The 15,581-nt window shown below is 65.1% G+C and carries 15 protein-coding genes; 10 read left to right on the forward strand and 5 right to left on the reverse strand.

The genetic code is table 11. The features are described from left to right. Nucleotides 1-5 precede the first annotated feature (5 nt). From AC1RWL_RS04760 to AC1RWL_RS04780, 5 genes are all read left to right on the forward strand, one after another. On the forward strand, nt 6-1,538 hold the full coding sequence (locus AC1RWL_RS04760) for a sugar ABC transporter ATP-binding protein (protein ID WP_493093013.1): 1,533 nt from the start codon (nt 6-8) through the stop codon (nt 1,536-1,538). Continuing rightward, a complete protein-coding gene (locus tag AC1RWL_RS04765; protein ID WP_493093012.1) occupies nt 1,528-2,514 on the forward strand; it encodes an ABC transporter permease in 987 nt (328 codons plus the stop codon). The genes AC1RWL_RS04760 and AC1RWL_RS04765 overlap by 11 nt, the downstream gene beginning before the upstream one ends. 37 nt (nt 2,515-2,551) lie before the next feature. Beyond that, complete coding sequence (locus AC1RWL_RS04770) at nt 2,552-3,523, forward strand: substrate-binding domain-containing protein (RefSeq protein WP_439615269.1); 972 nt, start codon at nt 2,552-2,554, stop codon at nt 3,521-3,523. Between the two features lie 62 nt (nt 3,524-3,585). Continuing rightward, complete coding sequence (locus AC1RWL_RS04775) at nt 3,586-4,326, forward strand: SDR family NAD(P)-dependent oxidoreductase (protein ID WP_493093011.1); 741 nt, start codon at nt 3,586-3,588, stop codon at nt 4,324-4,326. A 215-nt stretch (nt 4,327-4,541) separates the two neighbouring features. Further along, nucleotides 4,542-5,150: a TerC family protein gene (locus AC1RWL_RS04780; RefSeq protein ID WP_493093010.1), complete on the forward strand. Its 609-nt coding sequence runs from the start codon at nt 4,542-4,544 to the stop codon at nt 5,148-5,150. 7 nt (nt 5,151-5,157) lie between these two features. On the opposite strand, the gene AC1RWL_RS04785 is transcribed toward AC1RWL_RS04780, so the two are convergent. Together AC1RWL_RS04785 and AC1RWL_RS04790 are read right to left on the reverse strand one after the other, a co-directional pair. Then, nucleotides 5,158-6,039: a PhzF family phenazine biosynthesis protein gene (locus AC1RWL_RS04785; RefSeq protein WP_493093009.1), complete on the reverse strand. Its 882-nt coding sequence runs from the start codon at nt 6,037-6,039 to the stop codon at nt 5,158-5,160. A gap of 74 nt (nt 6,040-6,113) precedes the next feature. Further along, nucleotides 6,114-6,989 (reverse strand): AraC family transcriptional regulator, encoded by an 876-nt coding sequence (locus tag AC1RWL_RS04790; protein WP_493093008.1) that lies wholly within the window; start codon nt 6,987-6,989, stop codon nt 6,114-6,116. Between the two features lie 77 nt (nt 6,990-7,066). Between AC1RWL_RS04790 and AC1RWL_RS04795 the strand changes: the two genes are divergently transcribed. Beyond that, a complete protein-coding gene (locus tag AC1RWL_RS04795) occupies nt 7,067-8,224 on the forward strand; it encodes a serine hydrolase domain-containing protein (RefSeq protein ID WP_493093007.1) in 1,158 nt (385 codons plus the stop codon). Nucleotides 8,225-8,272: 48 nt separating this feature from the next. Here AC1RWL_RS04795 and AC1RWL_RS04800 read toward each other — a convergent pair whose 3' ends face one another. Next, nucleotides 8,273-8,719 carry a VOC family protein gene (locus AC1RWL_RS04800; protein ID WP_493093006.1) on the reverse strand — a complete coding sequence of 149 codons (447 nt, stop codon included), beginning with the start codon at nt 8,717-8,719 and terminating at the stop codon, nt 8,273-8,275. A 105-nt stretch (nt 8,720-8,824) separates the two neighbouring features. Then, complete coding sequence (locus tag AC1RWL_RS04805) at nt 8,825-9,826, reverse strand: AraC family transcriptional regulator (protein ID WP_493093005.1); 1,002 nt, start codon at nt 9,824-9,826, stop codon at nt 8,825-8,827. Between the two features lie 119 nt (nt 9,827-9,945). On the opposite strand from AC1RWL_RS04805, the gene AC1RWL_RS04810 reads away from it, so the two are divergent. The 3 genes from AC1RWL_RS04810 (at nt 9,946) to AC1RWL_RS04820 (ending at nt 13,236) form a co-directional block, all read left to right on the forward strand. Then, complete coding sequence (locus AC1RWL_RS04810; protein WP_493093004.1) at nt 9,946-10,713, forward strand: 3-hydroxyacyl-CoA dehydrogenase; 768 nt, start codon at nt 9,946-9,948, stop codon at nt 10,711-10,713. A gap of 25 nt (nt 10,714-10,738) precedes the next feature. Further along, on the forward strand, nt 10,739-11,929 hold the full coding sequence (locus AC1RWL_RS04815; RefSeq protein ID WP_493093003.1) for an acetyl-CoA C-acyltransferase: 1,191 nt from the start codon (nt 10,739-10,741) through the stop codon (nt 11,927-11,929). Nucleotides 11,930-12,117: 188 nt separating this feature from the next. Continuing rightward, nucleotides 12,118-13,236: a branched-chain amino acid ABC transporter substrate-binding protein gene (locus AC1RWL_RS04820; RefSeq protein WP_435264837.1), complete on the forward strand. Its 1,119-nt coding sequence runs from the start codon at nt 12,118-12,120 to the stop codon at nt 13,234-13,236. A 45-nt stretch (nt 13,237-13,281) separates the two neighbouring features. Here AC1RWL_RS04820 and AC1RWL_RS04825 read toward each other — a convergent pair whose 3' ends face one another. Beyond that, nucleotides 13,282-14,139: a LysR family transcriptional regulator gene (locus AC1RWL_RS04825; protein ID WP_319313138.1), complete on the reverse strand. Its 858-nt coding sequence runs from the start codon at nt 14,137-14,139 to the stop codon at nt 13,282-13,284. Between the two features lie 92 nt (nt 14,140-14,231). On the opposite strand from AC1RWL_RS04825, the gene AC1RWL_RS04830 reads away from it, so the two are divergent. Further along, a complete protein-coding gene (locus tag AC1RWL_RS04830) occupies nt 14,232-15,569 on the forward strand; it encodes an aspartate aminotransferase family protein (RefSeq protein ID WP_493093002.1) in 1,338 nt (445 codons plus the stop codon). The last annotated feature ends 12 nt before the right edge of the window (nt 15,570-15,581 follow it).

Below are 15,581 nucleotides of genomic sequence, written 5' to 3' on the forward strand. Positions count from 1 at the left end.
TTGCCATGACCCAATACCTGGTGGAGGCGCGCGGCGTCTCCAAATCCTTCGACGGCGTGCCGGCCCTCGTCAACGGCGAGATCACGCTCGCCCCCGGTGAGGTGCTGGCGCTGTGCGGCGGCAATGGCGCGGGCAAATCGACCTTCCTGAACATCCTCATGGGCCTGCTCCAGCGGGATGAGGGGACGGTGCGCATCCACGGCCGGGAGGTCAATTTCCGCTCGCCGGCCGACGCGCTGGCCGAAAGCATCGCCATCATCACGCAGGAGCTTTCCCCGGTGCCCGACATGACCGCGGCCGAGAACATCTTTCTCGGCCGGGAACCGCGGCGCGGCGGAGGGCTTGTCGATCATGCGGCAATGCTGCGCAATGCGCGTCAACTTCTGGCCGAACTGCATTTCGACGTCGATGCAGCGCGAAAGATGGCGCAGCTCTCGCTGGCGCAGACCCAGCTCGTAGAGATCGCACGCGCCATCAGCCGCAATGCGCGCATCCTCATCATGGACGAGCCGACCTCGGCCATCGGCGAGCATGAAACGCAGATCCTGTTCGACGCCATCCGACGCCTCACCGCCAGCGGCGTCGGCGTCATCTATGTCAGCCACCGGCTCGAAGAGCTCTTCGAGATCGCCGATCGCTACACGATCTTTCGCGACGGCCGCTATATCACCAGCGGCAACATGGCGGAGATCGACCGGCGTCACCTGGTGGAACTGATCATTGGCCACGAGATGCCGACACGCAGCGAAGCCGCGGGGGCGAAGGCAGACGACGCGCCGATCCTGCTCGACGTGGAGCACCTGTCGCATCGCCAGCAGTTCCACGACATCAGCCTCCGTTTGCGCGCCGGCGAGATCACTGGCATCTACGGCCTGATGGGCTCGGGCCGCAGCGAATTCCTGAACGCCGTCTACGGTATTGGCGCGCGCAGCGAAGGCGTGGTGCGGCTCTGCGGCACCGTCCTTCCGGCCCAGCGTCCGGATGTGGCGATCGCCTCCGGCATGGCCATGGTGACGGAAGACCGCAAGGACACCGGGCTCAATCTCGAAGCCTCCATCCGGCACAACATCTCGATGCCTGTGCTCGGCAGCCTGGCGCGGTTCGGCATGATCGCGCGCGGACGCGAGAAGGCGCTGAGCGCCGGCATGATCAAGCGGTTGTTAGTGCGCGCCAGCGGCGATGGTCTCAAAGTCGCGGCCTTGAGCGGTGGCAACCAGCAGAAGGTGGTGGTGGCGCGCTGCCTCGCCTCGCAGCCGAAGGTGCTGATCTGCGACGAGCCCACCCGCGGCATCGACGAAGGCGCCAAGCAGGAGATCTACCAGCTCCTGCGGGATTTTGCGGCGGGGGGCGGGGCGGTGCTCGTCTGTTCCTCCGAGGCGCCGGAACTGCTGCAGCTCTGCGGCTCCATCGCGATCTTCAAGAAGGGCCGGCTGAAGCGCTTCGTGCGCGCCGCCCAGTGCGACCAGCGCACGCTTTTGCACGAGGCATCCTTGAGCCTCAGCCTCGAGGAGGGGGAGGAAAATGTCCATGAACAGTGAAAGTCTTCGTAAGCCGGGCAATCCGGCCCTGTCGCAATTCGGCGCGACCGTCCGCAACATCCTGCAGAACCAGGGCATCCTGATCGTCTTCGTGCTGCTCTGCATCGTGCTCACGCTGTCGAGCGAGTTCTTCCTGACCTGGAACAACTGGACGAACATCATCCGCCAGACCGCGATCAACGGCATCCTGGCGATCGGCGTGACCTACGTGATCCTCGCCGGGGGCATCGATCTGTCCGTCGGGTCGGTCATGGCGCTCTGCGGCGCGGTGGCGGCGAGTTTTTCGGTGACGCCCGACCATTCGTTCATCGGCGTCGCGCTGCTGGCAAGCCTTGCCACCGGTTTTGTCGCCGGCCTCGTCAACGGCGCGCTCACCGCCTATCTGCGCATCCCCGCCTTCGTCGTGACGCTCGGCATGCTGAGTGCCGCGCGCGGCCTGACCTTCATCTACACGGATGGCCGGCCGATCTCCAACCTGTCGCAGCCGTTCCTGTGGTTCGGCAACGGCGCGGTGCTCGGCATTCCGGTGCCGATCGTCGCCCTCGCGATGGTCTTCGCGGTCTGCTGGTTCGTGCTGCGCTACACCGTGTTCGGCCGCCATGTCTATGCGGTTGGCGGCAACGAACGGGCCGCGATCACCAACGGCGTGCGCACCCGCCGCGTCACCGCACTCACCTACATCGTCTCCGGCGTGCTCGCCTCGCTTGCCGGCGTCATCCTCACCGCCCGCTCCACGGCCGCCCTGCCGCAGGCCGGCATCGCCTATGAACTCGACGCCATCGCGGCCGTGGTGATCGGCGGCACCAGCCTTTCCGGCGGCAAGGGCACGCTGATCGGCACCGTCTTCGGCGCGCTGATCATCGGCACCATCAACAACGGTTTGGATCTCTTGGGAATTTCTTCCTACTACCAGCAGGTCGTCAAGGGCCTGATCATCGTCGGCGCCGTCCTGCTCGATGTCGGGCGTCGCCGCTAGACTTCTACCAACCACAGAACCTCGGGAGGATATGTCTGTGAAACTGAAGAAACTCGCCCTCATGGCAGCCGCGTTGACGCTGATGTCGACGCAGTCCGCATGGTCCGAATACCGCATCGCGCTGATGCCCTTCGGCCTGCCGGAATATATGTCGACCTTTGTCAACGAGATCGAGCAGCACCCGCTCGTCAAGGACGGCACGGTCAAGATCACCGTCCTCGACGGCCGCTTCGATGCCTCCGTCCAGAGCAACCAGATGGACACGCTGATCACCCAGCGGGTCGATGCCATCATCTTCTCGCCGATCGATTCCGAGGCCGCGACCGCACCCGTGGCGCGCGCCGCCGCAGCCGGCATCCCGGTCATCGGCGCGGTGACGAAGGCCAATTCGGACCAGATGTTCGCCTATATCGGCACCAACGATGTCGATGGCGGCCGCATCATCGCCGAACACATGGCAAGCGAACTGAAGGGCGCGGGCAACGTGGTCATCCTCGAAGGCCCGATCGGCAACTCGCCGCAACTCCTGCGCCGCGAGGGCATCGACGGCGTGCTGGCAAAGAACCCGGAGCTGAAACTCCTCGCCTCGAAGACCGCCAACTGGTCGCGCGCCGAGGGACTGGCGGTGATGGAGAACTGGCTCTCGCTCTATGGCGACGCCGTCAACGGCGTGATCGCCGAGAACGACGAGATGGCGCTCGGCGCGATCCAGGCGATCGAAGGCAAGGGGCTCGACACGGCCAAGGTGAAGGTGGTGGCGATCGACGGCATCCAGGACGGCATCCGCGCCGTGAAGTCGCACGGGCTGTTCACGCTGTTCAAGTCGGCCCATCACGAGGGGCAGGGCGCGCTCGACCTCGCCTTGCGCGCGGTCGTCGGCGAGAGCTACGAGCCGAAGGCCGATATCTGGCAGGGCGACATGACCTGGGCCGGCGGCACGGCCAAGCAATATGACGTGCCGTGGATCGAGATCACCCCGGCCAATGCCGACAAATTCCTGAAGAACTGACCATCAGCGCGACCGGGAGGACACTCCCGGTCGATCCCGGCCAGGATTGCGGAGCGTATACAATGTTGAAAGACAAGATCATTCTCATCACCGGCGGTGCCAAGGGCATGGGCGAGGCCCATGCACGGCTCTTTACCGAACGCGGTGCGACGGTGCTGATCACCGACATGGACAGGCGCGGTGAAACCGTCGCGCAAGACATCGTCGCTGCAGGCGGCAAGGCCCATTTCCGCACGCTCGACGTCACCGACGAAGAGCAGTGGAAGGCCTGCGTCGCATGGGCGATGGCGGAGCACGGCAGGATCGACGGGCTCGTGAACAATGCGGGCATCCTGATCCGCAAGACGATCACCGACATCGACATGGCCGACTGGAACGCCCTGTTCGACATCAACGTAAAGGGTACGTTCCTCGGCTGCAAACACGTCCTTCCCGCCATGAAGGCCGGCGGCTCGATCGTCAACGTGTCCTCGATTTCTGGGCATGTGGCCAATATGGAGGGCATGAGCGCCTATTGCGCCACCAAGGGCGCGATCCGCCTTCTCACCAAGGGCGTCGCCGTCGATTACGCGAAGTTCGGAATCCGCGTCAATTCCGTGCATCCCGGCACGATCTCCACGCCGATGACCGCGGAATACGAGGCCGATCCGAGCAAGCACGATATGCTGGTCGGCGTCACGGTGATGGGGCGCATCGGCCAGCCGCGAGAAGTCTCGGAAGCCGTCGCCTTCCTGCTATCCGATGGAGCGTCCTATATGACGGGGTCGGAAATGACGGTGGACGGCGGCTTTACCGCCGTGTGAGCAGCCGGAGGCCTCGATGAAGGCGGAGGATCCGTGGCATGCGCCCGCGGATTTCCCCCTGCGCCCAAGCCGCGGCCTGTTGCCCACCACAATGCTGGACCTTGCAAAACGCGAACCCGACGCTGTACTGATCGCAAGAGGCTGAGGAGTCGCTCGGACAAGAGATACCCGAGTCGCTTACCCGGCAGTCGATGCATATCTGAGGGTGGGGACGCATGGATATATTTACATCAGCCGGTCTGACGGCGCTTTTGCAGGTCATCGCAATCGATCTGGTTCTCGCTGGCGACAACGCCGTGGTCATCGGCCTTGCGGCGGCGGGACTGGAGCCCGCGCAGCGCAAGAAGGCGATCCTTGTCGGCATCATCGCGGCAACGCTGCTGCGCATCGCCTTCGCCACGGTGGCCGTGCACCTGTTGGCGATCATCGGGCTTCTTCTCGCTGGCGGCCTGCTGCTGCTGTGGGTCTGCTGGAAGATGTGGCGTGAACTGCATGCCGGCCACAATAGCGAGGAGGGCGTGGACGTCGAAGGCGCCCCGCGAAAAACCTTCTTCCAGGCCGCGACGCAGATCGTCGTCGCCGACGTCTCCATGTCGCTGGACAACGTGCTCGCCGTCGCCGGTGCCGCGCGTGAACATCCGAGCGTGCTGATCGTCGGCCTCGCGCTCTCCATCGCGCTGATGGGCATCGCGGCGAACTTCATCGCCCGCCTGCTCAACAAGCACCGCTGGATCGCCTATGTCGGCCTCGCGATCATCCTCTATGTCTCGCTCGACATGATCTATCGCGGCGCCGTGGAAGTGATGCCGTATCTCTCTCCCTGACGACGCCTCATGCGGCGGTGGCTTCGCCACCGTCCATGCGCACCCGGCCACCAAGCCAGCAGCCGGTGGCCCGGCCGTTGTCGACGTTGAAACGGACCGAGATTTCGGAAGGGCGGAACATCGCCCGGCCCTGACGGATGGTGATTGTGCGGGGGGAGGCTTCCACCAGCCCGTTCGCCAGCAGGCCGAAGGACAGCGCTGCGGCCGCAATCCCCGTCGCCGCGTCCTCGGGATAGCCTGACGACTGCGGGAACTGGCGGGCGTCAAAAACCTGTTTGGTGCGATCGACCGCAGCATAGGGATAGAGGCCCGTGGAGCCGATCCTCGTGCAGATCGCCTCGATGCGCGTGTAATCGGGCTGGAGGTTGTCCAGAATATCGGGGCTTGCCAGAGGCACCAGCGTTTTTACCCGGCTCGTGCAGGCGTTCTGGATGGGGAAGGGAGCGAGGTCTTTTTCCTCGATGCCGAGCACGCTCAGGATTTCGGCTATGTCTTCGTTCGGCACAGGCTCGATCGTGCCTGCCGGCTGCGAAATCTCGACGGATTCGGCATCCAGAATCCGCGCCTGAACCCGGCCGCTTTTCGTCTGGATGTCGAGGTGGTCCTTCTCCAGGCGCCCGAGATGCTGGAGCAACCAGATGGCGCCGACGGTGGCGTGGCCGCACATGGACATTTCATGGTTCGGCACCCAGAAGCGAAGCGCGAGGTCGTAATCCGCGCCGGCCGGCGGGCTGATGACGAAGCCGCTTTCGTGGCCGAAGGCGCGCGCAACCTGCTGCATGTCGGCATCGGACATGCCGTCCGCATCGAGCACGATCGGCGCCGGATTGCCACCGTTCGGGCCGCCGTAGAAGACGCTGACGAAATGAAGATCGCGATTCTCAAACATATATTGTTCCTCCGGCCGGGCGTTACGGGCCAGGATAGGGGGGAATGCCGCTACCGCGGCATGCCCGGCGAGCCTTACGCCTTGACCGAACGGGCCATGCCCGACCGCACATCCGAGGGGGATCGGTCGAGCAGGTGCCGCATGGCGCGCGCCAGTGCCGCGCTGCTTTCAAAGCCGATCCTGTAGGCGATTTCGCCGATGGGCAGATCCGTCTCCTGCAGAAGACGGACCGCATTTTCAATGCGCACCTCCTGCTGGAACTGCCCGATCGACCGGCCGGCCGCGTCCCGAAACAGCCGCGTCAGGTGGCGCCGGGACACCCCGAAATGCTGGGCAAGCTGGTCGAGCGGAAGGTCGCGCTCCGCGTGAAGGCGGACGAAAGATTTGACGTCTTCGACCAGGGCGGTGCCATGGTTCTGCGGGGTGGCGGTGGAGAGCGGCTTGCCGGAAAAGACGTCCATGAGGCATTGCGTCAGCAAGGCGGAGGACAGCTTTCGTCGAACGGAACTGTTTGATTCCCCGAGATCTTTGCGCGTGAGCAGGGCCTGGATGGCGCGAATGGCCGACGTCCGGGCGATCTGCACGGGCACGCCGGCGCGCCGGCGGAACGCCGCGCGCGAGCCGATCGTATCGACCAGCCGCAGCAAGGCGTCCGGCGCCGCATAGAGCGCGACATGCGCGGTGGCGCCCAGACCGGCGCGGGTCGTGTGAGCGCGCTCCGGCGGGACCAAGATGAAGCGATCCTGCGACAGCCAGAGGCCGCGCGGCTGGCCTTCATGCGAGAGCTCGATCACGCCGCTGCTCGGGATCATGACCATGTATCCGTCGTGCCAGTGCCATGGCACGGCGTAGTCTTTTCCGCCGCCGATGAGCGCCATGTGCTCGTCGTCCGCGGCGATCAGCGATGCCGTGTCGCTCGGTTTTCGCAGTTGCTCAAGGGATCGCAGCATGGTTGTCTCCGTGCATCCGGCAGGCCTTCGAAGGCCTGTCGAGAATGAGATATGCTTGATCGAGGACGTCAGACACAATGCCCCCATCTTCATTTGCCGCCCGATACGGTTTCGAACGCGATGCCGTGCGGCTGGACAACTGGCGGCAGGCGCCCTGCAACGTCTGGGCCTTTCGCAATGTCGGCGAGTTGGTCCCGTCTATGCGCATCCGGGCGTCGGCTCCTGCGGCGGACGAGACGGTCGGCGATCCGGGCGGCATTCTGGCGACACATGCCGCAGCGCTGCTGCGCAGTTCCACGGATGCCCTCGTCGTCATGAAACATGGCCGCGTGATCGCCGACTATTACGCAGCCGAATTCGGCCCGCAAGATCAGCATATCGTGTTTTCGATCAGCAAGTCGATCACGGGTCTCTTGGCCGGTCTTGCTGAGGGCGACGGGCTGCTCGATCCGGAGGCACCCGTTTCTCTCTATGTCCCGGAAATTGCGGGCTCGGTCTATGCGGATGCCACCGTGCGCCATCTGCTGGACATGCGCATCACCCTGGATTTCGAGGAGGATTATCTCGATACGTCGGGCAATTACGGCCGCTATCGCCGGGCCGTTCTCTGGCATCCGGCCGAGGCGGGCCAGCCTTCGCTTAATCTCGTGGATTTCCTCGCCTCGCTGAAAAAAGGCCCGGGCGACCATGGCGGTGCCGTTTCCTACAAGTCGCCGAACTCGGACATGCTCGGTCTGGTGGTCGAGCGGGCCTGCGGGCAGCGTTATGCGGATTTCGCCTCGGCGAGGCTGTGGAAACCGATGGGCGCGGCGCAGGACGCATCGATCACCGTCGATGGGGCCGGGGCACCGCGCGCGGCCGGCGGCATATCGATGACGGCGGGCGATCTCGCGCGCGTCGGCGAGATGATGCGCAATGGCGGGCGATCGCCGACCGGACAACAGGTGCTGCCGGAAGCCTGGGTCGAGGACACGACAAGGACCGGCGGCAGTTCCGAGGCCTGGCTGGGGGGCGGCAATTTCTGGCTTCCCGACGGGCGCTATCGCAATCAATGGTATCAGACGGGATATCCGAGCGGGGCCTTCGCCGCGATCGGCGTGCATGGCCAATGGCTTTACGTCGATCCGTCCGCCGGCGTGGTCATCGCCAAGCTGTCCTCGCAACCTTTGCCGGTGGACGAGGAATGCGACCGGCTGTGCCTGTCGCTGTTTCAGGCGATCTGCGCCGCCGCGTGAAAACTGCCGCCGGCTTCAGGCAGGCGGCAGTTAAGGAGGTTCGAGCGGTCAGCCCTGGCCCGGCTGCCAGTCGCCCGAGGGGATGCTGTTGATCATCCACGGCACGCCGAACTTGTCGACGAGCGATCCGAAGCCGGGTGACCAGAAGGTCTCGGAAAACGGCATGATCGCCTTGCCACCTTCGGAGAGTTCGTCGAACCAGCGCTTGGCTTCGGCCTTGTCCATGGTGTGCAGCGTGACGTCGAAGCCGTTCTTCGGTTTGTCGACATTGGGCGCCCAGGCGATGTCCATGTCGGCGCCCATCAGCGCCTGGTCGCCGACGTCCAGCCAGCAATGCATCAGCCAGGTCTTGTATTTGGGGTCGCTGATCGGCATGTCCGGCGGCGCGTCGCCATATTCCATGGCCGCGGTGATCTTGCCGCCGAGCACCTTGGCGTAGAATTCGAAGGCTTCGCGGCACTGTCCCTGGAAGCTCAGGCTGGTCACGATTTTCATGGTCGGCTCCTCGTTGTCGATGTTTTGTTTACATGGAAAATAGCCTGCCGTAAGATGACGTTGATATCAACGTAAATGGCTGGCGAAGTCAACCCGCCAAATGGTTTACCCGGCCGAACTTCTCTGAAAGCCGCGCCGGAAGAGAGCCGGGGATTTGCCGGTCCATTTGCGAAAGGCGCGATAGAAGGCGCTCGGCTCGGAAAAACCGAGGTCGGCGGCAAGCTCGGCGACGTTCGTGCTGCCGTCGGTGAGCGCTTCCATGGCGAGCGCGCGGCGCAGATCGTCCTTGATCGAGCGATAGGTCTCCCCCTCCAGCCGCAGCCGCCGCCGAAGGCTCGGCGCGGCGATGCGCATGCGGCCGGCCAGCACCTCGAAACTCGGCCAGGCGGCGGGCGGCATGGCATGCAGCCGCTCCCGAATGGCGGCGGAAAGGCCGAGGTCATGTCGATAGCGCACGAGGATGTTTGCCGGCGCATGGCGCAGAAAATCCTTCAGCGCGCGCTCGTCGCGGATCGGTGGCAGCTTGAGGAATTCGGCATCGAAGACGAGCCGCGTCTCGGGCTGGTCGAAGCGCACGGGCGCGCCGAAGAACAGGCGGTAATCGGTGCCGGTAGGCGGCGCGCTGCAACGGAAATCGACCCAGCGGATCGGCACGCGCCGCCCCACCAGCCAGCAATTGACGCCATGCACGATGATCCAGAAGGTGCGGTAGGCAAAGGCCGAGCGCATGGCGCCGCTATCCTTCAGCACGATCTGCGCCAGCCCCTTTTCCACGACCAGCTCGCCATGCGGATCGTCCAGCACCACCCGCAGGAAGCGAAGCGCGCGCCGCAGGGCATGTTCGAGCGTCACGGTCGATAGGATGGCGTGGCACAGCAGGGCGAAGCTGCCGGCGCGCATCGGGCGCGCGCCCTCGCCGAAGAACTCGTCGTCCATGGTCCGCGCCACGGCGTGCCAGAGCGCCCCGTATTGTTCGGCCGGGATGGGGCCGGTGATCACCGGTGGCAGGCCGACCTGGGCCAGCAGCGGTTCCGCCGCCACGCCATGGCGTTGCAGGCATTCCAGCGTGTCGTCCATGAAACACGGGGCGATCATGCGGCGTTCCATGGTAACGGTCCCGTCCTCAACTATGGCAAAATCGATCACGAAAACTGCGATCTTCGGTCATTGCATACCATATTTTGCCGCCGCATCATCCTGCCTGAAACGGGTGGGAGCAGGAAAGCATGGAACTGAAAAGCCGCGTCTTCGTCGTCACGGGCGCCAGTTCCGGGCTGGGTGCCGCCGTGACGCGCATGCTGGCCGCGGAAGGCGCAAGCGTGCTGGGGCTCGATGTGAATGTTGCGGCCGGCGAAAAGCTGGCCTCGGAGCTCGGCGAAAACGTGCAGTTCCGCCAGGCGGATGTGACGAGCGAGGCCGATGCTACCACCGCCCTGGCTTACGCCAAAAAGGCGTTTGGCCATGTGCACGGCCTGGTCAATTGCGCCGGCATCGCGCCCGGCGAAAAGATCCTCGGCAAGAACGGTCCGCACGGGCTGGACAGTTTCGCCCGCGCCGTCACCATCAACCTGGTCGGCACGTTCAACATGGTGCGGCTTGCGGCGGCCGTCATGGCCGAGGAGGAGCCGGACGGTTTTGGCGAGCGCGGGGTGATCGTCAACACGGCCTCTATTGCCGCTTTCGACGGTCAGATCGGGCAGGCCGCCTATGCCGCCTCGAAGGGCGGAGTGGCGGCGATGACGCTGCCGGTGGCGCGCGAGCTTGCGCGCTTCGGCATTCGCGTGGTGACGATAGCGCCCGGCATTTTCGAGACGCCGATGATGGCCGGCATGTCGCAGGATGTGCAGGACACGCTCGCGGCGAGCGTGCCCTTTCCGCCGCGCCTCGGCCGACCGGCGGAATACGCCGCGCTGGTAAAACATATCTGTGAGAATACGATGCTCAACGGCGAGGTCATCCGCCTCGATGGAGCATTGCGCATGGCGCCGCGGTGAGGCCGGCCATGGGAAGGAGGATCGCATGAACAATCAGGACCCGGTGGTCGTCGTCGGCCAGGCCCGAACCCCGCTTGGCGGTTTTCAGGGCGATTTGAAGGATCTTTCCGCGCCCGAGCTCGGTGCCGCCGCCATCGGCGCTGCCCTTGCGCGCGGCGGGATCGCCGCGGCTGATGTCGACGAAGTCGTGTTCGGCTGCGTGCTCACGGCGGGGCTCGGCCAGGCGCCGGCCCGCCAGGCGGCCATCGGCGCCGGCATTCCGTTTGGCGTGGGGGCCACGACCGTCAACAAGATGTGCGGCTCGGGCATGAAGGCCGCCATGCTGGCGCATGATCTGATCCAGGCCGGCTCCGCCGCCATCGTGGTTGCGGGCGGCATGGAAAGCATGAGCAACGCCCCCTATCTGCTCGACCGTGCGCGGCAGGGCTATCGCATGGGGCACCAGCGGACGCTCGATCATATGTTCCTTGATGGGCTGGAGGACGCCTATGACAAGGGGCGGCTGATGGGCACCTTTGCGGAGGATTGCGCCGAGGCCTATCAGTTCAGCCGCAACGCGCAGGATGACTACGCCATAGCCTCGCTGGAGAAAGCGCAGAAGGCGGGCGCCGAGGGTAGCTTTGCCGACGAGATCGCGCCGTTGACCATCGGCTCGGGCACCAAGGCGCGGACCGTCAGCCAGGACGAGCAGCCGCAGAAGGCGCGGATTGACAAGATCCCGCTGCTGAAGCCGGCCTTCCGCGAGGGCGGCACGGTGACGGCCGCCAATGCCTCGTCGATTTCAGACGGCGCGGCGGTGCTCGTGCTGATGCGCCAGTCGGCGGCGGAGGGGCAGGGCACCGCGCCGCTGGCACTGATCCGCGGCCACGCCACCTATGCGGATGCGCCGAACCTCTTTCCGACCGCGCCGATCGGCGCGATCCGGGCGCTCTGCCGGCGCGTTGGCTGGGAGATCGGCGATGTCGACCTGTTCGAGATCAACGAGGCCTTCGCGGTCGTGCCGATGGCGGCGATCCGGGAACTGGGGCTCGCCCCGGACCGGGTGAATGTGAACGGCGGCGCCTGCGCGCTCGGCCATCCGATCGGCGCTTCCGGCGCCCGGGTGATCGTCACGCTCGTCAATGCTCTGCGCCTGCGGGGGCTGAAACGCGGCGTCGCATCCGTCTGCATCGGCGGCGGCGAGGCGACGGCGGTGGCGGTGGAGATCTCCGCCTGACCTGACGAAATCCACAGAACGGTCGGCGGCATAAGAACAAGGGAACACACCCGGCGACCACACACCGTCCAACATCATCGGGACGGAAACCCGGCGCGCTTCGCGCGCGCCGGATGGCTTTCTGCGTCTATCCGTGGGCGCCGCAGAAAGCTTCATCAACGCCCGCAGCCATACTGGGAGCGCATCAAATGAAGAAACTACTCTTGTCCTCCGTGGTCCTGACATCGCTTGCGATGTTCAGCGCCCATGCCCGGGCCGATATCCTGATCGGCGTCGCCGGCCCCATCACCGGCCCGAATGCGGCTTTCGGCGCGCAGTTCGTCAAGGGCGCGGAACAGGCCGTCGCCAACATCAACGCCGCTGGCGGCGTGCTTGGCGAGCAGTTGAAGGTCGTCATCGGCGATGACGTGTCCGACCCCAAGCAGGGCATCTCCGTCGCCAACAAGTTCGTCGCCGACGGCATCCATTATGTGGTCGGTCACTTCAATTCCGGCGTCTCGATTCCGGCTTCCGAGGTCTATGCGGAAAACGGCGTGCTGCAGATCACGCCCGCTTCGACCAACCCGCAATTCACCGAGCGCGGCCTGTGGAACACCTTCCGCACCTGTGGGCGCGACGACCAGCAGGGCAAGGTCGCGGGCGAATATATCGCCGCGAACTTCAAGGACGCCAAGATCGCCATCGTGCACGACAAGACACCCTATGGTCAGGGGCTCGTCGACGTGGCGCGCCAGACGCTGAAGGAACACGGCATCGGCGACGTGCTCTATGAAGGCATCACCAGCGGCGAGAAGGACTTTTCGGCACTCATCGCCAAGATGAAGGATGCGGGCGTGACGCTGATCTATTTCGGCGGCCTGCACACCGAAGCCGGCCTGATCATGCGCCAATCCGCCGACCAGGGGCTGAAGGCCACGCTGTTTTCCGGTGATGGCATGGTGTCGAGCGAACTGGCGCAGATCGCCGGCGATGCGGTCATCGGCACGCTGAACACCTTCGCCCCCGATCCGCGCCGCAACCCGACGGCGAAAGAAGTGGTCGAGAACTTCCGTGCCGCGGGCTTCGAGCCGGAAGCCTATACGCTCTATTCCTACATCGCCGTTCAGATCGTCGCCGCCGCCATCGAGAAGACCGGCTCGGCCGAGGACGCGCAGAAGGTGGCCGAAACCATCAAGGCGGGCGGACCCTGGGCCACGGCGCTGGGCGAGATCGGCTATGACGCCAAGGGCGACATCACCCGCCCGGACTACGTCATCTACGAATGGAAAAAGGGCGAGGACGGCAAGCCGACCTATTTCGAGAAATAGGTTTTGCTCCGATGGCTGCGGCGGGAGAGGTCTCGCCGTAGCCGGCTAAAGCGTGGGCAGCGTCGCGCGGATGTGATCGGCGAAGGTGGTGACGGCAGGCGAGCGGTCGCCTTCCGCGAAGACGATCAGCATGCCGAGATGCGGCAGATGCGGCAGTGGCGCATTGAGAATGTGGAGATCCGGCGGCACCGCCTCCTGCGTCATGACGCAGATGGCGAGGCCGGAGCGGGCGAGGCCGATCAGCCCGGCAAGGCTGTTGCTGGCATAGGAGATCTTGTAGCGCAGGCCCGCCCGCGCCATCGCTTCGCAGGCCGCGCGGTGGTCCATGGCATTCGATGCCGGCAGCGCCAGCGGCACCGTATCGCCGAAATCGTGCAGTTCGAGCGTCGGCTTGCTACCGACCCAGACGAGGGGTTCGGTGCGCACGACATTGTCGACGTCGTTCAGGTTGGGTGTCGAAACCAGCGCGAGGTCCACCTTGCGCGATTGCAGCAGCCCGCGCAGCTCGGCGGTCGGCGCCGAGACGACCTTGATCTCGACGTCCGGATAGCGCGTGCCGAAACTCTTGAGGAGCATCGGGAAGAAGGACAGCAGGTAATCTTCCGGGCTGCCGAAGACGATGGAGCCGTGCAGGCCCTTGTCGGAAAAGGCGGAGACCGCTTCGTCGTGCATTTTCAGGATGCGCTCGGCATAGGCGAGGAACCGTTCGCCGCTACCCGTCAGCCGCACGCCGCTGCCGCTGCGGTGCAGCAGGTTCTGGCCAAGCATCTCTTCCAGCCGCTGCATCTGCATCGTCACCGCCGATTGCGTGCGCCCGACCTGCACCGCGGTGGCGCTCAGCGAGCCGGAATGGGCGGCGTGCACGAAGGTGATGAGCAGGCGGAGATCGAGCGGACCATGCATATCAGTTTTCCTTATATCCGAATCCAAGAACTATCAATTTTACAGAGATGACGCCAGCGGTTACCGTTTTTTCACAGACATTGGAGGCTCACATGTCAAACAATCAGGATCCCGCCTTCTGGGCAGCCGCTCGCAAGCATCTCATCCGCTACGGCGGCAGTTTCGACCCCGCCATCATCGAGCGCGCCGAGGGTTCCTTCGTCTATGACGCGGACAACCGGCCGATCCTCGACTTCACCTCGGGTCAGATGAGCGCCCTGCTCGGCCATTCCCATCCGAAGATCGTCACCGCCGTGCAGCGCCAGATGGCGAAGGTCGCGCATCTCTTCTCCGGCATGCTGTCGCGCCCCGTGGTGGAACTCGCCGAGCGTCTGGCGGCGCTGGCGCCGGGCCTTGATCGCGTCATGCTGCTGTCGACCGGGGCGGAATCGAACGAAGCCGCCATCCGCATGGCCAAGCTCGTCACCGGCCGGCACGAGATCGTCGCCTTCTCCAAGAGTTGGCACGGCATGACGGGTGCGGCGAGTTCGGCGACCTACAGCGCCGGCCGCAAGGGCTACGGCCCCGCCATGGTCGGCTCGCTGACCATTCCCGCGCCAAACACCTTTCGTCCGCGCTTTCGCCATGCGGATGGCAGCCTCGACTGGAAGACGGAGCTCGACGACGCGTTCGGCCTGATCGACAGCCAGTCGGTCGGCAGCCTCGCGGCCTTCATTGCCGAGCCGATCCTGTCGAGCGGTGGCCTGCTCGAACTGCCGCTCGGCTATCTCGCTGCGCTGAAGGAAAAATGCCGCGAGCGTGGCATGCTGCTCATCCTCGACGAGGCGCAGACCGGCGTTGGCCGCACGGGCACCATGTTCGCCTTCCAGCGCGACGGCGTGACGCCGGATATCCTGACGCTCTCCAAGACGATCGGCGCCGGCCTGCCGCTTTCGGCAGTCATGACGACCGCGGAGATCGAGGACACGGCGCATGAGCGGGGCTATCTCTTCTACACCACGCATGTCTCCGACCCGCTGCCGGCGGCAATCGGGCTGGCCGTGCTCGATGTCGTCGAGGAGGAGGGGCTCGTCGAGCGCGCCCGCCATATCGGCGGCCGGCTTTTTGAGGGGCTGTCGCAGCTGAAGTCGCGCTTCGAATGCGTCGGCGACGTTCGCGGCCGCGGCCTGATGCTCGGCGTCGAGATCGTCAAGCCCGATGGCAGCGGCGGCTCCGACCACGAGCTTGGCAGCCGGATCGCCGCGGAAGCCTTCCGCCGCGGGCTCAGCATGAACATCGTCAAGCTGCCCGGTATGGGCGGCGTGTTCCGCATCGCGCCGCCGCTGACGATTTCCGAAGACGAGATCGACCTTGGCCTGCGCATCATCGCCCAGTCCATCGAGGCGGCATCGGCGGCCGGCGCAAGCGCCGCCGGCATTGCGGCAGAGTGAGGAAAGACAACC

Source organism: Shinella sp. GW821-FHT10F02, assembly GCF_058809275.1.